Annotated in this window: 21 protein-coding genes; 15 read left to right on the top strand and 6 right to left on the bottom strand. The window is 66.1% G+C overall.

Annotated elements, in window-relative coordinates; translation table 11 throughout:
* Positions 1-18 precede the first annotated feature (18 nt).
* The 5 genes from LL06_RS12935 to dhaL are packed head-to-tail and all read right to left on the bottom strand — an operon-like array spanning position 19 to position 3,362.
* Positions 19-441 (bottom strand): hypothetical protein, encoded by a 423-nt coding sequence (locus tag LL06_RS12935; RefSeq protein ID WP_035527300.1) that lies wholly within the window; start codon positions 439-441, stop codon positions 19-21.
* On the bottom strand, positions 438-2,045 hold the full coding sequence (gene ptsP / locus LL06_RS12930) for a phosphoenolpyruvate--protein phosphotransferase (RefSeq protein ID WP_035527442.1): 1,608 nt from the start codon (positions 2,043-2,045) through the stop codon (positions 438-440). Before ptsP ends, LL06_RS12935 begins: the two co-directional genes overlap by 4 nt.
* Positions 2,029-2,331 carry an HPr family phosphocarrier protein gene (locus tag LL06_RS12925; RefSeq protein WP_035527298.1) on the bottom strand — a complete coding sequence of 101 codons (303 nt, stop codon included), beginning with the start codon at positions 2,329-2,331 and terminating at the stop codon, positions 2,029-2,031. Before LL06_RS12925 ends, ptsP begins: the two co-directional genes overlap by 17 nt.
* Positions 2,332-2,354: 23 nt before the next feature.
* The gene (gene dhaM, locus LL06_RS12920; protein ID WP_035527295.1) at positions 2,355-2,741 is read right to left on the bottom strand and encodes a dihydroxyacetone kinase phosphoryl donor subunit DhaM; all 387 of its coding nucleotides are present in this window, start codon (positions 2,739-2,741) and stop codon (positions 2,355-2,357) included.
* Between the two features lie 3 nt (positions 2,742-2,744).
* The gene (dhaL, locus tag LL06_RS12915) at positions 2,745-3,362 is read right to left on the bottom strand and encodes a dihydroxyacetone kinase subunit DhaL (RefSeq protein WP_052161528.1); all 618 of its coding nucleotides are present in this window, start codon (positions 3,360-3,362) and stop codon (positions 2,745-2,747) included.
* A gap of 392 nt (positions 3,363-3,754) precedes the next feature.
* Here dhaL and LL06_RS12910 point away from each other — a divergent pair, with 392 nt between their 5' ends.
* From LL06_RS12910 to LL06_RS12865, 10 genes are all read left to right on the top strand, one after another.
* Entirely contained in the window at positions 3,755-4,912 is a 1,158-nt protein-coding gene (locus tag LL06_RS12910) for an acetate/propionate family kinase (RefSeq protein ID WP_035527290.1), read from the top strand.
* 57 nt (positions 4,913-4,969) lie between these two features.
* Complete coding sequence (locus LL06_RS12905) at positions 4,970-6,145, top strand: carboxylate-amine ligase (RefSeq protein ID WP_052161526.1); 1,176 nt, start codon at positions 4,970-4,972, stop codon at positions 6,143-6,145.
* 95 nt (positions 6,146-6,240) lie between these two features.
* The gene (locus LL06_RS12900) at positions 6,241-6,957 is read left to right on the top strand and encodes an HAD family hydrolase (protein WP_152599595.1); all 717 of its coding nucleotides are present in this window, start codon (positions 6,241-6,243) and stop codon (positions 6,955-6,957) included.
* The gene (locus LL06_RS12895; RefSeq protein WP_035527287.1) at positions 6,954-7,910 is read left to right on the top strand and encodes a sugar-binding transcriptional regulator; all 957 of its coding nucleotides are present in this window, start codon (positions 6,954-6,956) and stop codon (positions 7,908-7,910) included. The genes LL06_RS12900 and LL06_RS12895 overlap by 4 nt, the downstream gene beginning before the upstream one ends.
* Before the next feature lie 209 nt (positions 7,911-8,119).
* Positions 8,120-9,385 carry a sugar ABC transporter substrate-binding protein gene (locus LL06_RS12890; RefSeq protein ID WP_244447128.1) on the top strand — a complete coding sequence of 422 codons (1,266 nt, stop codon included), beginning with the start codon at positions 8,120-8,122 and terminating at the stop codon, positions 9,383-9,385.
* Between the two features lie 111 nt (positions 9,386-9,496).
* Positions 9,497-10,366, top strand: a complete 870-nt coding sequence (locus LL06_RS12885; RefSeq protein ID WP_035527281.1) for a sugar ABC transporter permease — start codon at positions 9,497-9,499, stop codon at positions 10,364-10,366.
* A 10-nt stretch (positions 10,367-10,376) separates the two neighbouring features.
* On the top strand, positions 10,377-11,201 hold the full coding sequence (locus LL06_RS12880; protein ID WP_035527279.1) for a carbohydrate ABC transporter permease: 825 nt from the start codon (positions 10,377-10,379) through the stop codon (positions 11,199-11,201).
* A 19-nt stretch (positions 11,202-11,220) separates the two neighbouring features.
* The gene (locus LL06_RS12875) at positions 11,221-12,219 is read left to right on the top strand and encodes an ABC transporter ATP-binding protein (RefSeq protein WP_035527277.1); all 999 of its coding nucleotides are present in this window, start codon (positions 11,221-11,223) and stop codon (positions 12,217-12,219) included.
* Positions 12,219-12,992, top strand: coding sequence for an L-iditol 2-dehydrogenase (locus tag LL06_RS12870; protein WP_035527274.1), 774 nt, complete (start codon positions 12,219-12,221; stop codon positions 12,990-12,992). Before LL06_RS12875 ends, LL06_RS12870 begins: the two co-directional genes overlap by 1 nt.
* Positions 12,992-14,494, top strand: a complete 1,503-nt coding sequence (locus LL06_RS12865) for a mannitol dehydrogenase family protein (RefSeq protein WP_052161525.1) — start codon at positions 12,992-12,994, stop codon at positions 14,492-14,494. Before LL06_RS12870 ends, LL06_RS12865 begins: the two co-directional genes overlap by 1 nt.
* A gap of 12 nt (positions 14,495-14,506) precedes the next feature.
* Here the strand turns inward: LL06_RS12865 and LL06_RS12860 are convergent, their stop codons facing one another.
* On the bottom strand, positions 14,507-15,265 hold the full coding sequence (locus tag LL06_RS12860) for a DeoR/GlpR family DNA-binding transcription regulator (RefSeq protein WP_035527271.1): 759 nt from the start codon (positions 15,263-15,265) through the stop codon (positions 14,507-14,509).
* Positions 15,266-15,507: 242 nt separating this feature from the next.
* Here LL06_RS12860 and LL06_RS12855 point away from each other — a divergent pair, with 242 nt between their 5' ends.
* The 5 genes from LL06_RS12855 to LL06_RS12835 form a co-directional block, all read left to right on the top strand.
* On the top strand, positions 15,508-16,494 hold the full coding sequence (locus tag LL06_RS12855; RefSeq protein ID WP_035527267.1) for an ABC transporter substrate-binding protein: 987 nt from the start codon (positions 15,508-15,510) through the stop codon (positions 16,492-16,494).
* Between the two features lie 151 nt (positions 16,495-16,645).
* The gene (locus tag LL06_RS12850; protein ID WP_052161523.1) at positions 16,646-17,668 is read left to right on the top strand and encodes a betaine/proline/choline family ABC transporter ATP-binding protein; all 1,023 of its coding nucleotides are present in this window, start codon (positions 16,646-16,648) and stop codon (positions 17,666-17,668) included.
* Between the two features lie 26 nt (positions 17,669-17,694).
* Positions 17,695-19,695: an ABC transporter permease subunit gene (locus LL06_RS12845; RefSeq protein WP_052161522.1), complete on the top strand. Its 2,001-nt coding sequence runs from the start codon at positions 17,695-17,697 to the stop codon at positions 19,693-19,695.
* 3 nt (positions 19,696-19,698) lie between these two features.
* Positions 19,699-20,595, top strand: a complete 897-nt coding sequence (locus LL06_RS12840) for a choline/ethanolamine kinase family protein (protein WP_035527261.1) — start codon at positions 19,699-19,701, stop codon at positions 20,593-20,595.
* On the top strand, positions 20,592-21,857 hold a 1,266-nt coding region (locus LL06_RS12835; protein ID WP_035527258.1), incomplete at its 3' end, for an FAD-dependent oxidoreductase. The genes LL06_RS12840 and LL06_RS12835, both read left to right, overlap by 4 nt.

The following is a 21,857-nucleotide window of genomic DNA, read 5'->3' as shown; positions in this document are numbered from 1 at the left end:
GTCCTCCCTTCGTGGCCGTCAGGCCTCCTCGTCCGCTTCGCTGCCGAACATCGCACCCATGCGGTGGATGAAATCCGCGACCGCCTGGTCGAACATGCGGTTGCGCTCCTCGCTGCCGAGATCCGGCGCGGTGACGGTCAGTTGCCGCGTCCGCCGGCCGGCCGGCGACCGTGCCACCCGTCCCGGATGCGCCGCGTGATAGAGCGCCAGAAACTCCTGCTGGTCCGCCTGGCTCAAATGGCAAACCGAAAAGATCACCGGGAGATGCCGCGCCGGCAAGGGCGTGAGGTAGCTGGGGCTGGTGATCTGGGTCACGAAGCTGCGGTTCTTGCCGAGCGCATCCGCCAGCCGCTGGCGCGTGCCCGACGGGCGCCTGTCGACGATCGAGGCCAGTTTCTGCTTGTAGGCGCGGATCGCCTCTTCGCCGGTGTGCGGTTTCATCCGGGCTGCTCCCCGCGCACGAAGCGCCGCACCGCCGCCTTGACCACCGCCACCCGCGCCGGCGCCACCGAAAGCCGGCGCAGTCCGGCCCCGAGCAAGACGCTAGTCATCTCCGGATCGCTGGCGGCATCGCCGCACAGGCTGGTTTCAACGCCGTTCTCCGCGCCGAAACGCGTCACATTGGCGATCAGCCTCAGCACTGCGGGATCATCGATCGAGCCAAGCGCGCCGAGCCTCGTGTTGTCCCGCGACGCCGCCAGCACATACTGGGTCAGATCGTTCGATCCGATCGAGAAGAACGCCGCGCCGGCGAAACGGTCCGGCGTGACCGCCACCGAGGGAACTTCGACCATGATGCCGATCTCGGGCATCCTATGGATTACGCCCGCGCCTGCCAGATCGGCCGCCTCTTCGGCAAACATCGCCTGCGCCTGGGCGATTTCGCCCGGGATCGAGACCATCGGCAGCATCACCTTGAGCGCCCCGTATGGAGCTGCCCTGAGCAGCGCCCGGATCTGCACCCGGAACACCTCCGGCCTTGCCAGAGACAGGCGGATACCCCGCATGCCGAGAAACGGATTGTCTTCCGGGATCGTATAGCCCGCGACCGGCTTGTCGCCGCCTGCGTCGAGGGTGCGGATCGTCACCGGCTTGCCCTCCGCCCAGGCGAGCACCTTGCGATAGGCGGCAAGCTGCGTGTCCTCGTCCGGCAGGCCACGCTCGCCGCCAAACAGGAACTCGGTCCGCATCAGTCCGACGCCGTCGACATGAACGATGGGGATCCGGTCGACATCGTCCGGATCGGCAATGTTGACAAGCACCGCGACCGTCTCGCCGTCCCGCGTGACGGCGGGGTCGGATGCAACCGCATCCGCATCCCGCTGAAGCGCCTGGCTGAGGCTGCGGCGATCGTTGAACGCGGCAATCTGCACAGGATCGGGAGAGACCAGCAGCTCGCCCGCCTGCCCATCCAGCAGGGCCTCCGCGGCGTCGGCGATCGCGCCGTCGCCGATGCCGACGATCATCGGCACGCCGCGCGCCCGCGCCAGCATCGCCACATGGCTGGCCACGCTGCCCCGGCGCAGCACCAGGCCGCCGCCCGTGCTCCAGTCATGGGCCAGAAACCGCGTCGGGGCGATGTCCTCGTCGACATGGATGACGCCGGGCGGGATTGTCGCTGCGCTGTCGCCCGACAGGGCCGACAGGACATTGTCGCGGATGTCGGCGAGGTCCGCCGACCGGGCCGCGAAGGAGGCGTCCTCCGACGCCTGGTAACCGGCGATCTCGGCATCCAGCACCACCGTCCACGCCACAGGGGCGGTGGCCCCAGAGGAAATGATCCCGGCAGCAGCTTCGGTGAAGGAACCATCCTCCAGCATGGCAAGCTGGAATTCGAGGATATCGGCCGCATCTCCTGACACCTGGCCCATCGCCGAGGCGATGACAGTGGCCGCCGTCTCGACCGCAAGATGCAGCGCCTGCAGTTCCTGCTCCGGCGTCGATTTGGCGATGTAGCTGCGGCCGCCCCGGCGCGCCAGGTGGACCGGCCCGCGGGCAAAGCCGGCGCTGGCGCCCTGCCCCGAAATCCTAGCTGGCCCCGTCATGGCCGCCGCCTTCGTCAAATCCGCGTTCAACCAGCGCGGTCAGCGCGGCCACCGCCATGGTTGACTGCTCGCCCTGGGCCCGCAGCCACAACCGCGTTCCCTTGGGCGCCTTGGCGGCCATCACCTTGACGATGCTCTTGGCATCGATCCACGGCCCCTCTTCCCGCATGGCGATCTCCACGCGGCAGGGAAAGGACTTGGCGAGTTTTGTCAGTTTCACCGACGGCCTTGCATGCAGCCCGACCTCATTGGTGATGATCACGTCCGAAACCGCCATGGCAGTCATGTCACTGGTTCCTTTCAGCAGGCTCAGAGCGGCGACAGTTCTTCGGCGGTCGCCACGACGGCGGCGAGCGACGCCCCACCCGACGCCTCCGTTGCCGCCATGATCGCGCCTTCGACGATGGGCGCATTGCAGATGGCGATCAGCGACGCCCGCGGCTCGCCGATGAACTCGATGGCCATTTCCGTGTTGGTTTCCGCCCCGCCGAGATCGATGAGAACGGCCACGCCCGCATCGGACCAGGCCCTGTCGATGGCCTGGATGATCGCCTCGACGCTGGTGCCGAGCCCGCCCGACGGATCGCCGCCGCACCAGGCCAGCCTCACCTCGTCGCCCACCATCTGGCGGACCATGTCGGCCACGCCCTCCGCCACAAGCGGTGAATGCGATACGATGACAATGCCCACATTCATGGCTCACGCACCTCCCTGTGCGGTCAACGTCCTGGCGACGGCCCGCGCCAGCAGGGCAACCGATGCGGCACCGGGATCCATGTGGCCAATCGAGCGTTCGCCCAGAAACGACGCCCGGCCGCGGGTGGCGAGCATCGGAATGGTCGCCTCCGCCGCCTCTTCGGCGCGCGCCGCGACCGCCTCGGGGTCTCCGCCCTGCTTGAGGACATCCAGCATCGGATAGAGCACGTCCAGCATGGTCTTCTGACCGGCATGGGATTTTCCGCGCGCGGCAACGGCATCGACCGCCTTTTCATAGGCCGCGACGAACCCGGCCCGGTCAAAATTCTCAGGTAGTTCCTTGCCAAGCGTCATGAAGAAGGTGCCCGCCAGGGGACCGGACGCGCCGCCGACCGTCATCACCAGTTTCATGCCAGCGGCCTTGAGCGCATCGGGCAGCGGCTTGGCGGCAATCTGGTCGAGCTCGCCCTCCACCGCGTCGAAGCCGCGCTTCATGTTGGCGCCGTGATCGCCGTCGCCGATCGCGCTGTCGAGGTCGGTCAGGCGCTGGGCGTTTGCCGCGATCGCGGCCGCCATGGCGCAGGCCAGCGCGCGGAAGTCGTCGGATGTCAGCGCAGGCATTGCTGTTCCTCCCAAAAACAGGCCGGTCCGGTGACGGGCCTTTTGCAGGAACTCCCCTTCCTGCGCGACAGAACCGGGCGGATCTGGATCCGCGAAAGTTAAGTCATTTGTTTAGTGAACCAGCTTTTACTAAACATTGCAATCCGGTCGCCGGCCCAAGCTGCGAAGCCCCGGCAATCGTCGCCGGCCCTGGTGTCCATCGGCGCAGCCCAGCAAGTTGGATGGATCATTCCACTTGCGCCAAACCCGCCAGACCAGTGTGGATTTGGGTTGCGCAGAGCTTCCAATCCGGCACAACAGACAGTAGAGCAAGCTGCGATGCACCAGTCCAAACCGGCGCCTCCTGCGCCGGACCGGGTGCCACCTCCTCGTGCGGAAAGGACGCCGACCCGATGACCGAGAGCGCGTATGACAGCCTGCTGGCCCTCAACTGCGGCTCGTCGTCGATCAAGTTCGCCCTGTTCACGCCCGGGATCGAGCGAACCATGTCGGGACTGGTCGAGGCCATCGGGCACGGCCAGATGCCGAGGCTGCGGCTCCCGGGACAGGATGCGGTCGTGTTCGGGACTGCGGATCAGGGCCACGCCGACCTGCTGCCGCGATTGATCGAACAGGTCATCCTGCCGCGCGCGGGCGCCATTGGCGGCGTCGGTCACCGGGTCGTCCACGGCGGCGAGCAGTTCGACGCGCCGGTGGCGATCGACGCCGCGGTCCGGTCAGGCATTGCTGCGCTTGCGCCGCTGGCCCCCGGCCATCAACCGCACAATTTGGCGGGCATCGATGCGGCGCTTGCCGCCCTTCCCGGCGTCCTCCAGGTCGCCTGCTTCGACACCGCCTTCCATGCCGGCGTGCCGGCGGTCCGGCGCGAGATGGCCCTGCCCCGCGCCTATGCAAGGCAGGGGCTGATCCGCTACGGCTTTCACGGCCTGTCCTACGAACACGTCGCCGCCACCCTGCCGCAGCTTGGCCTGCCGCGGGGCCGGGTGGTGGCCTGTCACCTCGGCAACGGCTCGTCGATCAGCGGCATGATCGACGGCGTGAGCCGCTGGACATCGATGGGCTTCACGCCGCTCGACGGGCTGATGATGGGCCAGCGGCCCGGACGGCTCGACCCCGGCGCGGTGCTCTGGCTGCTCGAGCAATTCGGCGGCGACGCGGACAAGGTCTCGAAACTGCTCTATCATCAGAGCGGCCTGGCCGGAGTCTCCGGGATTTCAGGCGACATGCGGACGCTGCTGGCAAGCGGCGGACCCGACGCCGCCTTCGCCGTCGAGATGTATGTCGACCGGCTGGTGGAGGAGATCGGCGGCGCGATGGCGGCTCTGGGCGGCATCGATGCGCTGGTGTTTTCCGGAGGCATCGGCGAGAACGCCGCGCCAATCCGCGCGAAGGCGCTGGAGAGGCTCGGCTGGCTGGGCTTCGCGCTCGATCCCGCGGCCAACGCCGCCGGAGCCGAACGGCTGACCGCCGGCGGCAGTGCGCGGCCCGCCTTCGTGGTCAGGGCCGACGAGGAACTCGTGATCGCCCACGCGGTGGCGCGGCTCCTGTGACAGCCGGCCTGTCCGTGGCGGCTTGCGCTGCCGGTATTTTCCGGGTCAAATCCCGCCATGAGCTACCGGCAACCCAGCTTCACCCTTGGTGTCGAAGAGGAATACCTGCTCGTTGACCGCGACAGCCTGGATCTCGCGGCAGCGCCGGAATCGCTGATGGCGCAATGCGTTGAGGAACTGCACGACCAGGTCAGCCCCGAATTCCTGCAATGCCAGATCGAGGTCGGCACCCGGGTGTGCAGAACGGTTGCCGAAGCCGGCGCGGACCTGGCCAGCCTGCGCTTGGTCATCGCCCGCCTTGCCGGAGAGCACGGCCTGGCCCCGCTCGCCGCCTCCTGTCACCCCTTTGCCGACTGGCACCAGCAGCATTTCACCGACAAGCAGCGCTACCGCGAGCTTGAACGCGATCTCGGCGGCGTGGCCCGCCGCATGCTGATCTGCGGCATGCATGTGCATGTGGGGCTCGACGATGACGAGACCCGCATCGACCTGATGGCGCAGTTTCCCTATTTCCTGCCGCATCTGCTGGCCCTGTCGACCTCCTCGCCCTACTGGAAGGGCGACGACACCGGGCTCAATTCCTACCGGCTCACGGTGTTCGACAATCTTCCCCGAACCGGGTTGCCGCCGCGGTTTTCCTCCTGGTCGGAATATCAGCGGTCGGTGCAGGTCATCATCGACAGCGGACTGATCGAGGACAGCAGCAAGATCTGGTGGGACCTTCGCCCCTCGGCCCGGTTTCCGACGCTCGAATCCCGCATCTGCGATGTCTCGCCGCGGCTCGATGACGCGCTCTCGATCGTGGCGCTGACCCAGTCGATCATGCACATGCTGTGGCGGCTCGGGTGCTGCAACCAGCGCTGGCGCGTCTATGACCGCTTCCTGGTCGAGGAAAACCGCTGGCGCGCCCAGCGCTACGGCGGATCCAACGGCCTGATCGATTTCGCACGCGGCGAGGTGATCGATTTCTCCCTGCTGCTGGAGGAGCTCATCGACATCGTCCGGGAGGATGCGGAGGCGCTCGGCTGCCTGAACGAACTCCTGTCGACCCGGCGCATCGTCGAGACCGGCAGCAGCGCGGACCGGCAACGCTCGATCCACGCCAGGGCGATCGCCGGCGGCGCCAGCGCCCGGGAGGCCCAGAAGGAGGTTGTGCGCTCGCTGGTCGACGAGTTCACCGAAGGCCTCCAGAACCACCGGCAAGCCGAGCCCGCGGCCGGGCAAAGCGCCTGAGGCGGACCGTGCGCGAGGGCCTTCATCTCCTGCGCCACGCTTTGCCGGGCTGCCTTTGCGGCGCGGGCTGTGCTATCGGATCTGGCTCCTGACCCATTGATCGAGGCCTGACGCTGATTTCGCCCGCTCCCGAACTGATCATCTTCGACTGCGACGGCGTCCTCATCGACAGCGAGGTCATCAGCGCCCGTGTGCTGATCGATGCGCTCGCCAGCGTCGGGGTGAAGGTCGACACAGCGCATGTGCAGACCCATTTCCTCGGCCGGAGCTGGGCCAAGGTCGCCGCCGAGATCCGCCACTCCCACGGCTATCTCCCTGGAACGGATTTCGAGGAGAAATACCGCACCGACCTCCTGGCCCGGTTCGAACAGGAACTAACGACCACCGCGGGCATAAAGCCGCTGCTGTCGCGCCTCGCGACCCTGTCCTGCGTGGCGACCAGCAGTTCGCCCAAGCGGGCGCTCAGGTCGCTGGACCTCACGGGCCTGTCGAAGTTTTTCGAGGCGCGGGTGTTCACCGCCTCCGAGGTCGAGAGAGGCAAACCCGCGCCTGATCTGTTCCTGCACGCCGCCCGGCGGATGAACACCGATCCGGCCCTGTGCCTGGTCATCGAAGACTCGCTGCCCGGCATCGAAGCGGCGAACCAGGCGGGCATGCAGGTGCTGCGTTTCACCGGCGGAAGCCATCTGAGCGGCATGAGCGACGACGCGCTCACGCTGGGCGGAAAAGTGCGGTGCTTTGACAAATGGGAGCATTTCTTTGAAATGGTGCCTCACGCCAATCGGCAACCGGATGAACGGATGGGCACATGAGCACCGCGGGCGATCACGAAACCAGCCGTCTTGACGACGCCGCCCGCGCCGGCTGGCTCTATTATGTCGCCGGCAACACCCAGGACGAGATCGCCCGCAAGCTCGGCGTCTCGCGGCAATCCGCCCAGCGCCTGGTCTCGCTGGCGGTCAGCGAGAAGCTGGTCAAGGTGCGGCTGGACCACCCCATCGCCCGATGCATGGAGCTGTCGCACGGGCTTGTGGAGAAGTTCGGCCTCGCCTCCTGCGAGGTCGCGCCAAGCGATCCTGGCGCGCCGGCTGCGCTGACCGGTGTCGCGCAACTGGCCGCGGGCGACATCGAGCGGATCCTCAAATCCGATCATCCGAAGATCATCGCGCTCGGCACCGGCCGCGCCCTGCGCGCCAGCGTCGAGCAACTGCCCAAGATGGACTGTCCGCAGCACCGCATCGTCTCGCTGCTCGGCAACATGATGTCGGACGGGGCGGCCACGCCCTACAACGTGGTGATCCGCATGGCCGACCGGGTGAATGCCCGCCACTACCCGATGCCGCTGCCGGTGTTCGCGCGGTCGATGGAAGAGAAGCTGCTGCTGCAGCAGCAGGAGGCTGTGCACAACATTCTCGAACTGGCGCGCCAGGCCGACGTCACCTTCGTCGGCATCGGCAATATCGGCGACAACGCGCCCCTGCTCGTCGACGGCTTCGTCAGCCGCGAGGAGACGCGCGCGCTCATCAAGGCGGGCGCCGTGGGCGAGATCACCTCCTGGGTGTTCGACCGCTCCGGAACGCTGATCGACGGGCTGACCAATGACAGGGTGGCGAGCGCCGTCCTGCAGATCGCTCCCGCCAAGCCGGTGATCGCCATTGCGGTGGGCATCCTCAAGGTCGAAGCGATCCTTGCGGCCATGCGCGGTCGGTTGATCAACGGGCTGATCACCGACGAAGCCACGGCGGAGCATCTGCTCAATCATTGAGCAAAACGGGCCATCCTCAGAGACTTGAAAACATTACGCTAATCTTGTCGGCGCTGCTTTCTGAGCAGGTGCAGCATCGAATCTGCATTGACTCTCGCCGAAGTCTGAATGAATAATTGCCCGTCTAATTGGCATTTGCCCACATCGGGTATTGGGAGGAATTCATGATGAGATTTGCAAACGCGCTTCTGTGCGCGTCGGCGCTGTCGATGCTTGGCACGGCGGCGCTTGCCGAAACACTGACCATCGCCACCGTCAACAACGGTGACATGATCCGCATGCAGGCACTGACCGACGACTTCACCGCGAAGCACCCGGACATCGAGCTGAACTGGGTGACGCTGGAGGAGAACATCCTGCGCGAACGCGTCACCACCGACATCGCCACCCAGGGCGGTCAGTACGACGTGATGACCATCGGAACCTACGAAGTGCCGATCTGGGCCAAGCAGGGCTGGCTGCTGCCGCTCGACAACCTGGGCGACGACTACGACGTAGCCGACATCATCCCGGCCATTGCCGGCGGCCTGTCCTACGAAGGCAAGCTCTACGCCGCGCCGTTCTACGGGGAAAGCTCGTTCGTGATGTACCGCACCGACCTCATGGAAAAGGCAGGGCTCACCATGCCCGACGCCCCGACCTGGGACTTCATCGCCGATGCGGCGCGCAAGATGACCGACCGCGAGAACGGCATCAACGGCATCTGCCTGCGCGGCAAGGCCGGCTGGGGCGAGAACATGGCCTTCCTGACGGCGCTGTCGAACGCCTTCGGCGCCCGCTGGTTCGACATGGACTGGAAGCCCCAGTTCGATCAGCCCGCCTGGAAGAACACGCTGCAGTCCTATGTCGACCTGATGAACGAGGCCGGCCCCACGGGCGCCTCCTCGAACGGCTTCAACGAGAACCTGGCGCTGTTCCAGCAGGGCAAGTGCGGCATGTGGATCGACGCCACCGTGGCGGCGTCCTTCGTCTCCAATCCCGCCGATTCCACCGTCGCCGACAAGGTGGGCTATGCGCTGGCGCCCGACACGGGTCTCGGCAAGCGCGGCAACTGGCTGTGGGCCTGGTCGCTCGCAGTGCCCGCCGGCACCAAGAACGCCGACGCGGCGCAGACCTTTGTCTCCTGGGCAACCTCCAAGGCCTATCTGGAACTGGTCGCCTCGAAGGAAGGCTGGGCAAACGTGCCCCCCGGCACCCGCACCTCGCTCTACGAGAACCCGGAATACGCCAAGGTGCCTTTCGCCAAGATGACGCTCGACTCGATCAACGCGGCGGACCCGACCAAGCCCACCGTCGATGAGGTGCCTTATGTCGGCGTGCAGTTCGTGGCCATTCCCGAATTCCAGGGCCTGGGCACCACAGTCGGCCAGCTCTTCTCCGCGGCGCTCGCAGGCCAGATGTCGGTCGACGACGCCCTGGCGCAAGCCCAGTCGGTCGCAACGCGCGAAATGACGCGCGCCGGCTACATCAAGTAGCGCCACCCTCCCGGGGCACCTGGCCGCCCGTTCCAAAACGGGCGGCCCATTTCCCGCCGGAAAACCCGGCCGAAAGCCGCACGCCCACCGTCAACCGCAGGGAGAATTGTCATGGCCACCCGTCAAACCCAAAGCCTTGCGACGATCATGCGGGCGCCGGCGATCATCCTGCTGATGATCTGGATGGTCGTGCCGCTGGCAATGACCCTCTACTTCTCTTTCCTGAACTACAATCTGCTCAATCCCGCCAACACCAGCTGGGCCGGATTCTTCAACTACCGCTATTTCTACACCGATCCCGCCTTCTTCGAGTCGATCTGGAACACGCTGGTCCTCGTCCTGGGCGTGCTCCTGATCACCATTATCGGCGGCATCGCCATCGCGCTGCTGATCGACCAGCCCATGTTCGGCCAGGGCATCGTCCGGATTCTCGTGATCTCGCCCTTCTTCGTCATGCCGCCGGTCGCGGCGCTGGTGTGGAAGAACATGATCATGAACCCGAGCTACGGCGTGTTCGCCGACATCGCCCATTTCTTCGGTGTCGCCCCCGTGGACTGGTTCGCCCAGTATCCGCTGTTCTCGATCATCGTCATCGTCGCCTGGCAGTGGCTGCCGTTTGCCACGCTGATCCTGCTCACCTCGCTGCAGTCGCTCGACGGCGAGCAGAAGGAAGCCGCCGAAATGGACGGCGCCGGCGTCGTCAGCCGATTCATCTACTTGACCCTGCCGCACATGGCCCGCGCCATCACCGTGGTGATCCTGATCCAGACCATCTTCCTGCTGGGCGTCTATGCCGAGATCCTGGTCACCACCAATGGCGGCCCCGGCTACGCCTCGACCAATCTGGTGTTCCTGATCTACCGCGCGGCCCGTCTCAACTTCGACATCGGCGGGGGCGCCGCCGGCGGCATCATCGCCGTCGTCCTCGCCAACTTCGTCGCCATCTTCCTGATGCGCGCCGTCGGCAAGAACCTGGATTAGGAGACACGACATGGCACGCGCAGTCACCACCCGCACCAAGGCCATCAACACCGCGGTCGCCTGGACGCTCGCCCTCGTGATCTTCTTCCCGATCCTCTACACCATCATCACCAGCCTCAAGACCGAATCCGAGGCGATCGCCGGCTTCGACCTGATCCCCTCCTTCACCATCGAGAGCTACATCGCGGTCCAGACCCAGAACGACTATTTCAAGCCGTTCATGAATTCGGTGATCCTGGCCGTCGGCTCGACCATCCTGGCGCTGATCGTGGCAATCCCGGCGGCCTGGGCCATGGCGTTCTCGCCGACCAAGCGCACCAAGGACATCCTGATGTGGATGCTCTCGACCAAGATGATGCCGGCGGTCGCCGTGCTGGTGCCGATCTATCTCATCTTCCTGCGCACCGGCCTGATGGACACCCGCATCGGCCTCACGGTGATGCTGATGCTCATCAACCTGCCGATCGTGATCTGGATGCTCTACACCTATTTCCGCGAGATTCCGGGCGAGATCCTCGAGGCGGCGCGGATGGACGGCGCGTCGCTGTGGAACGAGATCGTCTACATTCTCACGCCCATGGCGGTGCCGGGCATCGCCTCGACCATGCTTCTCAACATCATTCTGGCCTGGAACGAATCCTTCTGGACGATTCAGCTCACCACCACCAACGCGGCCCCGCTCACCGCCTTCATCGCCTCCTTCTCGAGCCCGCAGGGCCTTTTCTGGGCCAAGCTTTCCGCAGCCTCCACACTGGCCATCGCGCCGATCCTGATCATGGGCTGGTTCAGCCAGAAGCAACTTGTCCGCGGCCTGACCTTCGGCGCCGTGAAATAAAACCCCGGGGGGAACCGTCATGGGCAACATCACACTTCGCAACGTCAAGAAGTCCTTTGGCAGCGTCGTCATCATCCCCGAACTCAACCTCGACATCGAGGACGGCGAGTTCGTGGTCTTCGTCGGCCCCTCGGGCTGCGGCAAGTCCACCCTGCTCAGGCTGATAGCGGGGCTCGAGGACACCACCTCCGGCACGATCTCCATCGACGGCCGCGACGTCACCGGCGAGGCGCCGGCTAAGCGCAAACTGGCGATGGTGTTCCAGTCCTACGCGCTCTACCCGCACATGACGGTTGCCAAGAACATCGCCTTCCCGCTGAAGATGGCGGGCGAGGACAAGGCCACCATCGACAGGAAGGTGGCGGACGCGGCCCGCATCCTCAACCTCACCGATTACCTGGAGCGGCGTCCCGGCCAGCTCTCCGGCGGCCAGCGCCAGCGCGTCGCCATCGGCCGCGCCATCGTCCGCCAGCCCTCGGCCTTCCTGTTCGACGAACCTCTCTCCAACCTCGATGCCGCGCTGCGAGGCACCATGCGGCTCGAAATCAGCGAACTGCATTACCAGCTCAAGACCACGATGATCTACGTGACCCATGACCAGATCGAGGCCATGACCATGGCTGACAAGATCGTCGTCCTCAACGCCGGCAACATCGAGCAGGTCGGCTCGCCGATGGAGCTCTACAATGCGCCGCGCAACCTCTTCGTCGCGGGCTTCATCGGCTCGCCGAAGATGAACCTGGTCACCGGCGCGCCTGCGGAGAAGCACGGCGCAAAAACCATCGGCTTCCGCCCCGAGCATATCGCGATCTCGACGACCGAAGGCACCTGGAAGGGCACCGTCGGCGTGGCCGAGCACCTGGGCTCCGACACCTTCCTGCATGTCCACACCGACGATCTCGGGACGGTGAATGTCCGCGCCAGCGGCGAGATGAAGGTGAACCATGGCGACACCGTCTGGCTCACGCCCGATCCCAACAGGATCTACCGCTTCGACGCGGCGGGACTGGCCATCTGATGTCGCGGCTTGCAGGCAAGACCGCCCTGATCACCGGCGCGGCGCGCGGCATCGGCAAAGCTTTCGCCGAACGCTACGTGGCGGAGGGCGCGACCGTCGCCATCGCCGACATCGACCTCGAGCGGGCGACCGCGACCGCATCCCGGATCGGCGATCAGGCCTTCGCGGTGCATCTCGATGTGAGCGACCAGGCCTCCATCGACGCCGCCGTCCGGACGGTGGCCGAGCGCACGGGCGGCATCGACATTCTCATCAACAATGCGGCGCTGTTCGATCTCGCCCCGATCGTCGAGATCACCCGCGCAAGCTTCGACCGGCTGTTTGCCATCAATGTCGCCGGCACCCTGTTCACGCTGCAGGCGGTGGCGAAATCCATGATCGCCCGCGGCAAGGGCGGCAAGATCATCAACATGGCAAGCCAGGCGGGCCGGCGCGGCGAGGCCCTGGTCGGCGTCTATTGCGCCACCAAGGCCGCCGTCATCAGCCTCACCCAGTCCGCCGGCCTCGATCTCATCAAGCATGGCATCAACGTCAACGCGATCGCCCCGGGCGTGGTCGACGGCGAGCACTGGGACCATGTCGACGCGCTGTTCGCCCGCCACGAGAACCTGGCGCCGGGCGACAAGAAGCGGCTCGTGGGCGCGGCCGTGCCCTTCGGCCGCATGGGAACGGCCGAGGACCTCACAGGAATGGCGGTGTTTCTCGCCACCAAAGACGCCGATTACATCGTCGCCCAGACATACAATGTCGACGGCGGGAACTGGATGAACTGATGCCCGATACCCTTCCCCCCCAACCGCAGGAAGCCGCCGCCACGGCGCTGCGCACAGAAACGCTCGCCCTCCTCCCCCCGGGCGTCAACACCCCCGGCTATGACCGCCGGGCCTTGACGCCGGGCGTGCTGCATGTGGGCGTCGGCAATTTCCACCGCGCCCACCAGGCGAGCTACTTCCATCGCCTGTTCGAACTGGGCAAGGATCTGGACTGGGCGATCGTCGGCGCCGGCATGATGCATTTCGACAAGGCCATGCGGGACAAGCTCGCACCCCAGGACTGGCTGACCACCGTGGTCGAGCTCGATCCCGAGGGCTACCGCGCCAGCGTCATCGGATCGATGATCGATTTCGTCGCGCTGGATCCCGGCGCCCTGAGCGCCGCGATGCAGGATCCGCGCATTCGCATCGTGTCGCTCACCGTGACCGAGGGCGGCTACTTCCTCAGCGCCGAAACCGGCGGCTTCGACCCCACCCATCCGGCCATCCTGCGCGAGGTCGGCGCGAGCCAGTCGCCCCAGACGGTGTTCGGCGTCATCATCCACGCGCTGAAGGCGCGGCGGGACCTGGGTCTCGCCCCCTTCACCGTCATGTCCTGCGACAATCTTCCCGAGAACGGCCATGTGGCGCGCGCCACGGTGCTGGGCCTGGCGCGGCTGATCGATCCGGAACTGGCGGACTGGATCGCTGGAGAAGTGGCGTTCCCGAATTCCATGGTCGACTGCATCACCCCCGCGACCGGGGCGCGCGAAATCGACCTGGTGCGGACCCAGTTCGGCATCGAGGATGCCGCCCCGGTGGTCTGCGAGCCGTTCCGGCAATGGGTGATGGAGGACACCTTTCCGCAAGGGCGGCCGGCGCTGGAAAAGGTTGGCGTCGAGTTCGTCCGCGACGTCGCCCCCTATGAGCTGATGAAGCTCAGGATCCTCAATGGCGGCCATGCGGCCATCGCCTATGCCTCCGCCCTGCTCGGCCACCACTATGTCCACGACGCCATGGCCGATCCGTTGATCTCGGGGTTCCTCGCCAAGCTCACGGTGGACGAGATCCTTCCCACCGTGCCGGTGATCGAGGGCGTCAGCCTGACCGACTACATCGCCCTCGTCGCCAGGCGCTTCTCGAATTCGGCACTCGGCGACACCATTCCGCGGCTCTGCCTCGATGGCTCCAACCGCCAGCCGAAATTCATCCTGCCCACCATCGCCGCGCGGCTGGAGGCAGGTCAGCCGATCGGGGGGCTGGCGCTGGAAGTGGCGCTGTGGGCGCATTATTGCGCCGCCGCCCATGACGGGTCAGCCGTCGCGATCGACGATCCCAATGCCGCGCGCCTGACGGAGCGGGCGCTGGCGGCGCGAAGCGATCCGCGCGAATTCCTGGCCATGCCGGATATCTTCGGCGCGCTCGCGGAGACCGAGGCCTTCGTTGACGCCTTCACCGCGGCGCTCAGGCGTCTGCAGCAGGATCCGACCCGCACGGTGCTGGCCGAGTATCTGGCCGGCTGATCCGGCCTGGCCTTAAGCCGCCACGATCAGCCGCGTCTGCTGCGCATCAAGGACCTCCGCCAGGTCGCGGGTCACAGGCGCATCGGTCACCAGGTTACCGATGGCCTCGAAGCCCGCCACCGAGACGAGGCCGCGCCGGCCGAACTTGGTGTGGTCGGTGACCACATAGCTGCGTTCGCCGCGTGAAATCATCATCCGGGCGAACTCGGCCTCCTCGAGATCGAAATCCATGACGCCGGAGCCGGCATCGATGGCGCCGGCGGAGATGATCGCGTGGGCGACGGAGAACTTGGCGATGAACTCGATGGCCGAGACTCCGAAGGCGGCGCCTGAATCGCTCCTGAGCTCGCCGCCCGCCATATAGACCTTGTTGCCGTTCACCGTCGCCAGCGTGCGGGCGATGTCGGAGGAATTGGTCACGACCGTCAGGCGCCGGTGGCCGAGCAGTTCGCGCGCCACGAAGCTGGTGGTGGTGCCGGTGTCGAGCATCACCGACTCGCCGTCATGGATGAGCTGCGCCATTTCCCGGGCGATGCGGCGCTTGGCGTCCGCATTCTCGCGCATCCGCCGCTGGAAAGGCGCCTCGCCCACCTGCCCCGCCAGCCCCACCGCGCCGTGGATCTTCAGCACCGCACCGCTGTCGGTGAGCGGCCGCACGTCGCGCCGCACGGTCTCGAGCGACACGCCGAGCCGGGCGGCAAGGTCGGAGATGGTCACGGTGCCTTCGTCGGTCAGCATCCGCATGATCTCGGCATGACGTTTGGACAGCATGGACGAACACCTGTTGATCTGCCCTTTTTCTAAGCGATAGCTGGCGCCGTATCAATCAAAACCAACCGATCCGGGCATCAAAGCCGAAAATAACCACAGAATTGATTGACAAGGTTCGGGTCGTGGTGTGGGATTGACCGGTCAACAACAAACCGCGCAGGGGCGTGTTGCCGGGGGATGGCCATGGCCAACGGCAGAGGCGCCGGGATGCGGGATCCAACAGGGTGAACAGGAGGCTCGACATGCATTCAGCCAATATCTTTACCGGCCGCTCCTTCAGGCGATGGACCGCGGCGCTCGTCATGTCGGGCGCTTCCTGTCTCGGCCTGTCCGCTCCCGCGCCGGCGCAGGAATCCACCGACCCGATCAAGCTCACGCTCCACGACTGGACCGGCCAGTTGATCACCACCGAGATCATGGGCGAAGTGCTCAAGAAGGCCGGCTATTCGATCGAATATGTCCAGGCCGATTACCTGGCGCAGTTCGCGGGACTCGAAACGGGCGACCTGCACGTGGCCATGGAAATGTGGGAAACCACCGGCCGCGAGGCCATGGACGCAGCCACGGCCACCGGCAAGGTCGAGAATTTCGGCCCCACCGGCATGAAGGCCAAGGAAGAGTGGTGGTACCCCTCCTACATGACCGAGAAATGCCCGGGCCTGCCCAATTGGGAAGCGCTCAAGGAGGAAGCCTGCGCCGAGGCCTTCTCGACCGCCGAGACCGCGCCCAAGGGCCGCTATCTTGGCGGCCCGGTGACCTGGGGCGGGTTTGACGACGAGCGCGTCGAAGCTCTCGACCTGCCGTTCGAAGTCATCCATGCGGGCACCGACGCGGCGCTGTTTGCCGAACTCGAAAGCGCCTATCAGCGGCAGGCCCCGATCATGCTGTGGATCTACGCGCCGCACTGGGCGCCGGCCAAGTATGAAGGCCAGTGGGTCGAGTTCCCGGAATATTCGGCCGAGTGCTACAACGACCCCGCCGCGGGCATCAATCCCGATGCCGCCTATGACTGCGGCAAGCCGTTCGGCGAGATCTGGAAGGTCGGCTGGGCCGGCGTGAAGGACAAGTGGCCGGGCGCCTATGACGCGATCAAGGCCTTCACCATCGACAATGACGAGATGGGCAAGATGATCACCGAGGTCGATCTCAACGGCAAGACCGTCTCCGCCGTCGTGGCCGACTGGATGGGCGCCAACGAGGCCCGCTGGTCGGGCTGGATCAAGAAATAGCCTGACCCGGGGCCGGATGCGCCTCCTGCCGGGACACCTCGGCGGCCGGACCTTCGGGCCCGGTTGCCGATGGCTCCCTGCTCCTCGCGGGCGCGGCCGGCGCAGGCCCGATCCTCCACCAGACTCTCATGTGTCTCCGACCGGGGTGTTCATGACCTCTCCTGAAGCCAAGCTCGTCTGCCGCAATGTCTGGAAACTGTTCGGCCCCGGCGCCGCCGGTTTCCTGGCCGATCATGATGGCCATCCCGACGCCGCCGCGATCGCCGAGGCCGGTCTCGTCGGCGCGGTCCGCGAGGTCGATCTCGATGTCAACGAGGGCGAGATCTTCGTCATCATGGGCCTGTCCGGATCCGGAAAATCGACCTTGGTCCGGCTGATGTCGCGGCTGATCGAGCCGTCGGGCGGCGACGTGCTGTTCAAGGGCGAGAACCTGCTCAAGGCCTCGCAGGCGCGGATGATCGAGATCCGCCGCCACCAGATGGGCATGGTGTTCCAGCATTTCGCGCTGCTGCCGCATCTCACGGTTCTCGACAATGTCGCCTTCCCGCTCGATATCCAGGGCATGGGCCGGGCGGCCCGCCAGGCCCGCGCCCGGGAGATGATCGAGCTTGTGGGTCTCGCCGGCAAGGAGAGCGCCTTCCCGCGCCAGTTGTCCGGCGGCCAGCAGCAGCGCGTGGGCATCGCCCGCTCGCTGGCGGTCGAGCCGGAAATCTGGTTTCTCGACGAGCCCTTCTCCGCGCTCGATCCGCTGATCCGGCGCGAGATGCAGGACGAATTCATGCGGCTGCAGACGGTGCTGCACAAGACCATCGTCTTCATCACCCATGATTTCGACGAGGCCATCCGGCTCGCCGACCGGATCGCCATCATGAAGGATGGCGAGATCGTCCAGGCCGGCACGCCCGAGGAGATCGTGCTCACGCCCGCCACCTCCTATGTGGCCGAATTCACCCGCAACGTCGCCCGCGCCAAGGTGATCCGCGCCCAGAGCCTGATGCTGCCCGCCAATGGCGCGGACCCGGCCGGGCCGACCGTGTCCGCCCGCGCCAACATCGCCCAGGCGGCCCCCTTGTTCCTCGACGGCGTCGCCCATCTCGGCGTCACCGACGACACTGGCCGCATCATCGGTCGCCTCGACCGCGACGCCGTGGTCAAGCTGATGCTGCAGGGCTGACGATGGCGACCCCGGGCTCTCCAGCATTGGAAACCAACGCGGCGCACGACGCCGCGAAGGCCCTTCGGTTGCCGATTGCCTGGCTGGTCGCGCTAGCGGCTTTTATCGCCTTCTGGCTTTATGCCGAACCCGTTGCACGAGCAGCCTTCGACTATCCGAAAGCCTACACCGTGCCGCTGGCCAAGTGGATCAGTTCTGCGATGAAATGGCTGATCGATGATGCCAGCTTCGGCCTGTTCAGCTTCACCGATCTCACCCGCTTCGTCTCCGCCGTGCTGGACGTGCCCTACAGGCTGGCCTCCAGCCTGCTGTCCACCGGTTTTCTCGAAGGCAGCGGCTCGTCGGCGATCCAGATCGTCCCGCCCCTGCCCTGGGTGGCGGTCATCGGGCTGGTCATGCTGCTCGGCCACTGGCTCGGCGGCATGCGCCTCGGCCTGCTGGCGGGCGGCTGCTTCCTGTTCCTGGCGGTGTTCGGGCAATGGACCAGCGCGATGATCACGCTGGCCTCGATCCTCGTTGCCGCGCCGCTCGGCGTCGTCTTCGGATTGCTCTTCGGCATCGCCGCCTGGCGCTGGCGGTGGATCGAGCGCCTGATCACGCCGCCGCTCGACCTGATGCAGACCATCCCGGTGTTCGCCTATCTCGTCCCGGTGCTGTTCCTGTTCGGCTTCGGGCCGACGGCGGCGGTGATCGCCACGCTGATCTTCGCCACACCGCCGATGACCCGCATCGCCATCCTGGCGCTCCGCGCCGTGCCGGGCGAGATCATCGATCTTGGCCACATGGTCGGCTGCACCGACCGGCAGATGACCTGGCGGGTGATGGTGCCCGCCGCGCGCGAAAGCCTGATGGTGGGCATGAACCAGGTTATCATGCTGTCGCTCAACATGGTCATCATCGCCTCGATGATCGGCGCCGGCGGCCTGGGCTTCGACGTGCTGGCAGCCCTGAGACGGCTCGATTTCGGCGCCGGTCTCGAGGCGGGCTTCGCCATCGTGGCGCTTGCCATCGCCATGGATCGCCTCAGCCAGGCGGCGGCGGAGAAGCTCTCGGCTCCCGCCTCGGACCCCGCGACCTCGGGACTTTTCGCGCGCCACCCCTACCTCATCGCCGCGCTGGCGCTTGCGATCATGACCACGCTGCTGGGCTATGTAGTGCCCGGCATCCACACCTATCCGGAGGCGTGGCAGCTTTCGACCGGCACCTTCTGGTCGGAAGTCGTGGCCTGGATCAACATCAATTTCTTCGACACGCTCGAGGCCATCAAGAACGCGATGCTGCTCAACGTGCTGATCCCGTTCAAGCGATTCCTGGGCGACCTGCCCTGGTTCGGCGTGGCCGCCCTGCTCTCCTTTGCGGGATGCCGGCTCGGCGGGCTGCGGCTGGCGGCGCTCGCCAGCGGCCTGGCCCTGTTCATCGCCGCCACCGGCCAGTGGGAAAAGGCGATGATCACCGTCTATCTCTGCGGCATCTCGGCTGTCCTTGCCGCCCTGATCGGCCTGCCGATCGGCATCTTCGCCGCCACCCGCGACCGGGTCTGGTCCTGGGTGCAGGTGGCCATCGACACGCTGCAGACATTGCCGAGTTTCGTTTACCTGATGCCGGCGGTGATGCTGTTCCGGGTCGGCGATTTCACCGCCATGATCGCGGTCGTCGCCTTCGCCGTTGCGCCGGCGATCCGCTACACCGCGCTCGGCATCCGCAAGGTCGACCCCAGGCTGATCGAGGCCGGCCGCGCCATGGGCTGCACCGAGTGGCAGATCCTCACCCGCATCCGGCTGAAGCTGGCGCTCCCGGAAATCCTGCTTGGCCTCAACCAGACCATCATGTTCGCGCTATCGATGCTGGTCATCACCGCGCTGGTCGGCACCCGCGACCTCGGCCAGGAGGTCTATATCGCGCTCACCAAGGCCGACACCGGCCGCGGCCTCGTCGCCGGCCTGTCGATCGCCGCCATCGCCATCATCGCCGACCGGCTGATCTCGGCGGGCGCCATCCATGCCAGACGCCGCCTGGGCCTGGAGTAGACCATGACCGATCCCGCCACCCTCGACCGCATCCGCCTGCTGCCCTGTTTCTCGGGCAGCATCGATATCGCGCCGCTGTCGGGCGGATTGAGCAACGAGAACTGGCTTGTCACGGATGCGGGCGGACGCCACGTGGTGCGGCTCGGCCGGGACTTTCCCTTCCACCATGTCGACCGCGCCCGGGAAGTGATGACCGCCCGCGCGGCCCATTCCGCCGGATTTGCCCCCCGCGTCGAGTATTCCGAGCCCGGAATCATGGTCTCGGCCTTCCTCGACGCCAAGACCTTCAGCGCCGCCGATGTCCGCGCCAATGCGGGGCGGATCGGCCGACTCCTGCGCGATTTCCACATGACGATGCCGCATCACGTCGAAGGCGCGGGGTTCATGTTCTGGGTCTTCCATGTCATTCGCGACTATGCCCGGACCCTGAAATCGGGCGGATCCCGCATGACCGACCGCCTGCCGGCGTGGCTCGAGCTTTCGGATGCTCTCGAGGCGGCACAATGCCTGCTGCCGATCGTCTTCGGCCACAACGACCTGCTGCCGGCCAATTTCCTCGATGACGGGCACAAGCTCTGGCTCATCGATTTCGAATATGCCGGCTTCTCCACCGCCATGTTCGACATCGCCGGCGCCGCATCGAATGCGGAAATGGGCCCCGATGAAGCCGCGCTCCTGCTCGAGGCCGCGCTTGGCTCCGCACCCGATCCGGCGACGACCCGCGCCTTTCACGCCATGCAATGCGCCTCGCTGCTGCGCGAGACGCTCTGGAGCCTCGTCTCGGAACTGCACCTCGATGCGCCGGGCGTCGACTACCGCGCCTACACCGCCGAGAATCTTGCGCGCCTGGACACGGCCCTCGAGCACTATCATTCGACCTATGGAAAGACCTCACCATGACACTCCCGGACAGAGCCCAGATCATCGTCATCGGCGGCGGCATCATCGGCTGCTCCACCGCCTATCATCTGGCGCGCGATCACAAGGCCGATGTCATCCTGCTCGAGCAGGGCCAGTTGACCTCGGGCTCGACCTGGCACGCCGCGGGCCTGGTGGGGCAATTGCGCTCCTCGGCGTCGATCACCAAGGTGCTCAAATATTCGGTCGATCTCTACAAGCGGCTCGACCAGGAGACCGGGCTCGAGACGGGGTGGAAGATGTCGGGCTGCCTGAGGCTCGCCACCAACCAGGACCGCTGGATCGAATACCGGCGGCTCGCGACCACCGCGCAGAGCTTCGGCATGGACATGCAGCTCCTCTCCCCGCAGGAGGCCAAATCCATGTTTCCGCTGATGCAGGTCGACGACCTGGTGGGTGCGAGCTGGCTGCCCACCGACGGCCAGGCCAGTCCCTCCGACATAACCCAGTCGCTGGCCAAGGGCGCGCGCATGCATGGCGCGAAGATCTTCGAGAATGTCCGGGTCACCGGCTTCGAGATGAAGGACGGCCGGATTCTCGCGGTCAAGACCAGCAAAGGCGACATCGCCTGCGAGAAGGTGGTCAATTGCGCCGGGCAATGGGCGCGCCAAGTGGGCGCGATGGCGGGCATCAATGTGCCGCTGCAGCCGGTCAAGCACCAGTATGTCATCACCGAGAAGATCGACGGCCTGTCGAGCGATGCGCCGACCATTCGCGACCCGGACCGCCGCACCTATTTCAAGGAGGAGGTCGGCGGCCTCTGCTTCGGCGGCTACGAGCCCAATCCGGTAGGATGGACCATGGACGACGTGCCCCATGAATGGGAGTTCCGGCTGTTCGACGATGACTACGACCATTTCGAGCAGCACATGCTGCAGGCGATCGAACGGGTGCCGGCGCTGAATTCGGTCGGCGTCAAGCAGATGATCAACGGCCCCGAAAGCTTCACCCCGGACGGCAACTTCATCCTGGGTGCTGCGCCCGAATGCGTCAACATGTTCGTCGGCGCCGGCTTCAACGCCTTCGGCATCGCCTCCGGCGGCGGCGCCGGCTGGGTGCTGGCGCAATGGGCGATCGACGGCGAGGCGCCGCTCGATCTCTGGGTCGTCGACATCCGCCGGTTCTCGGAGATGCACAGGGACCGGCAGTGGGTCAACGACCGCACGCTCGAGGCCTATGGCAAGCACTACGCCATCGGCTTCCCCCATGTGGAGTACGAGTCGGGCCGCCCGCGCATCGTCTCG

Source organism: Hoeflea sp. BAL378, assembly GCF_000759435.1.
Lineage (GTDB): Bacteria > Pseudomonadota > Alphaproteobacteria > Rhizobiales > Rhizobiaceae > Hoeflea.
The sequence above is the reverse complement of the archived record's forward strand: the minus strand, read 5'-3'. Positions and strand labels throughout refer to the sequence as shown.

Coding starts and splice junctions, on each gene's coding strand:
- LL06_RS12890 (WP_244447128.1), top strand. CDS start 8,120: ATGCTTGGCACGGCGGCGCTTGCCGAAACACTGACCATCGCCACCGTC.
- LL06_RS12880 (WP_035527279.1), top strand. CDS start 10,377: ATGGCACGCGCAGTCACCACCCGCACCAAGGCCATCAACACCGCGGTC.
- LL06_RS12850 (WP_052161523.1), top strand. CDS start 16,646: ATGACCTCTCCTGAAGCCAAGCTCGTCTGCCGCAATGTCTGGAAACTG.
- LL06_RS12910 (WP_035527290.1), top strand. CDS start 3,755: ATGACCGAGAGCGCGTATGACAGCCTGCTGGCCCTCAACTGCGGCTCG.
- LL06_RS12895 (WP_035527287.1), top strand. CDS start 6,954: ATGAGCACCGCGGGCGATCACGAAACCAGCCGTCTTGACGACGCCGCC.
- LL06_RS12860 (WP_035527271.1), bottom strand. CDS start 15,265: ATGCTGTCCAAACGTCATGCCGAGATCATGCGGATGCTGACCGACGAA.
- LL06_RS12925 (WP_035527298.1), bottom strand. CDS start 2,331: ATGACTGCCATGGCGGTTTCGGACGTGATCATCACCAATGAGGTCGGG.
- ptsP (WP_035527442.1), bottom strand. CDS start 2,045: ATGACGGGGCCAGCTAGGATTTCGGGGCAGGGCGCCAGCGCCGGCTTT.
- LL06_RS12865 (WP_052161525.1), top strand. CDS start 12,992: ATGCCCGATACCCTTCCCCCCCAACCGCAGGAAGCCGCCGCCACGGCG.
- LL06_RS12935 (WP_035527300.1), bottom strand. CDS start 441: ATGAAACCGCACACCGGCGAAGAGGCGATCCGCGCCTACAAGCAGAAA.
- LL06_RS12840 (WP_035527261.1), top strand. CDS start 19,699: ATGACCGATCCCGCCACCCTCGACCGCATCCGCCTGCTGCCCTGTTTC.
- LL06_RS12905 (WP_052161526.1), top strand. CDS start 4,970: ATGAGCTACCGGCAACCCAGCTTCACCCTTGGTGTCGAAGAGGAATAC.
- LL06_RS12875 (WP_035527277.1), top strand. CDS start 11,221: ATGGGCAACATCACACTTCGCAACGTCAAGAAGTCCTTTGGCAGCGTC.
- LL06_RS12885 (WP_035527281.1), top strand. CDS start 9,497: ATGGCCACCCGTCAAACCCAAAGCCTTGCGACGATCATGCGGGCGCCG.
- LL06_RS12855 (WP_035527267.1), top strand. CDS start 15,508: ATGCATTCAGCCAATATCTTTACCGGCCGCTCCTTCAGGCGATGGACC.
- dhaM (WP_035527295.1), bottom strand. CDS start 2,741: ATGAATGTGGGCATTGTCATCGTATCGCATTCACCGCTTGTGGCGGAG.
- dhaL (WP_052161528.1), bottom strand. CDS start 3,362: ATGCCTGCGCTGACATCCGACGACTTCCGCGCGCTGGCCTGCGCCATG.
- LL06_RS12870 (WP_035527274.1), top strand. CDS start 12,219: ATGTCGCGGCTTGCAGGCAAGACCGCCCTGATCACCGGCGCGGCGCGC.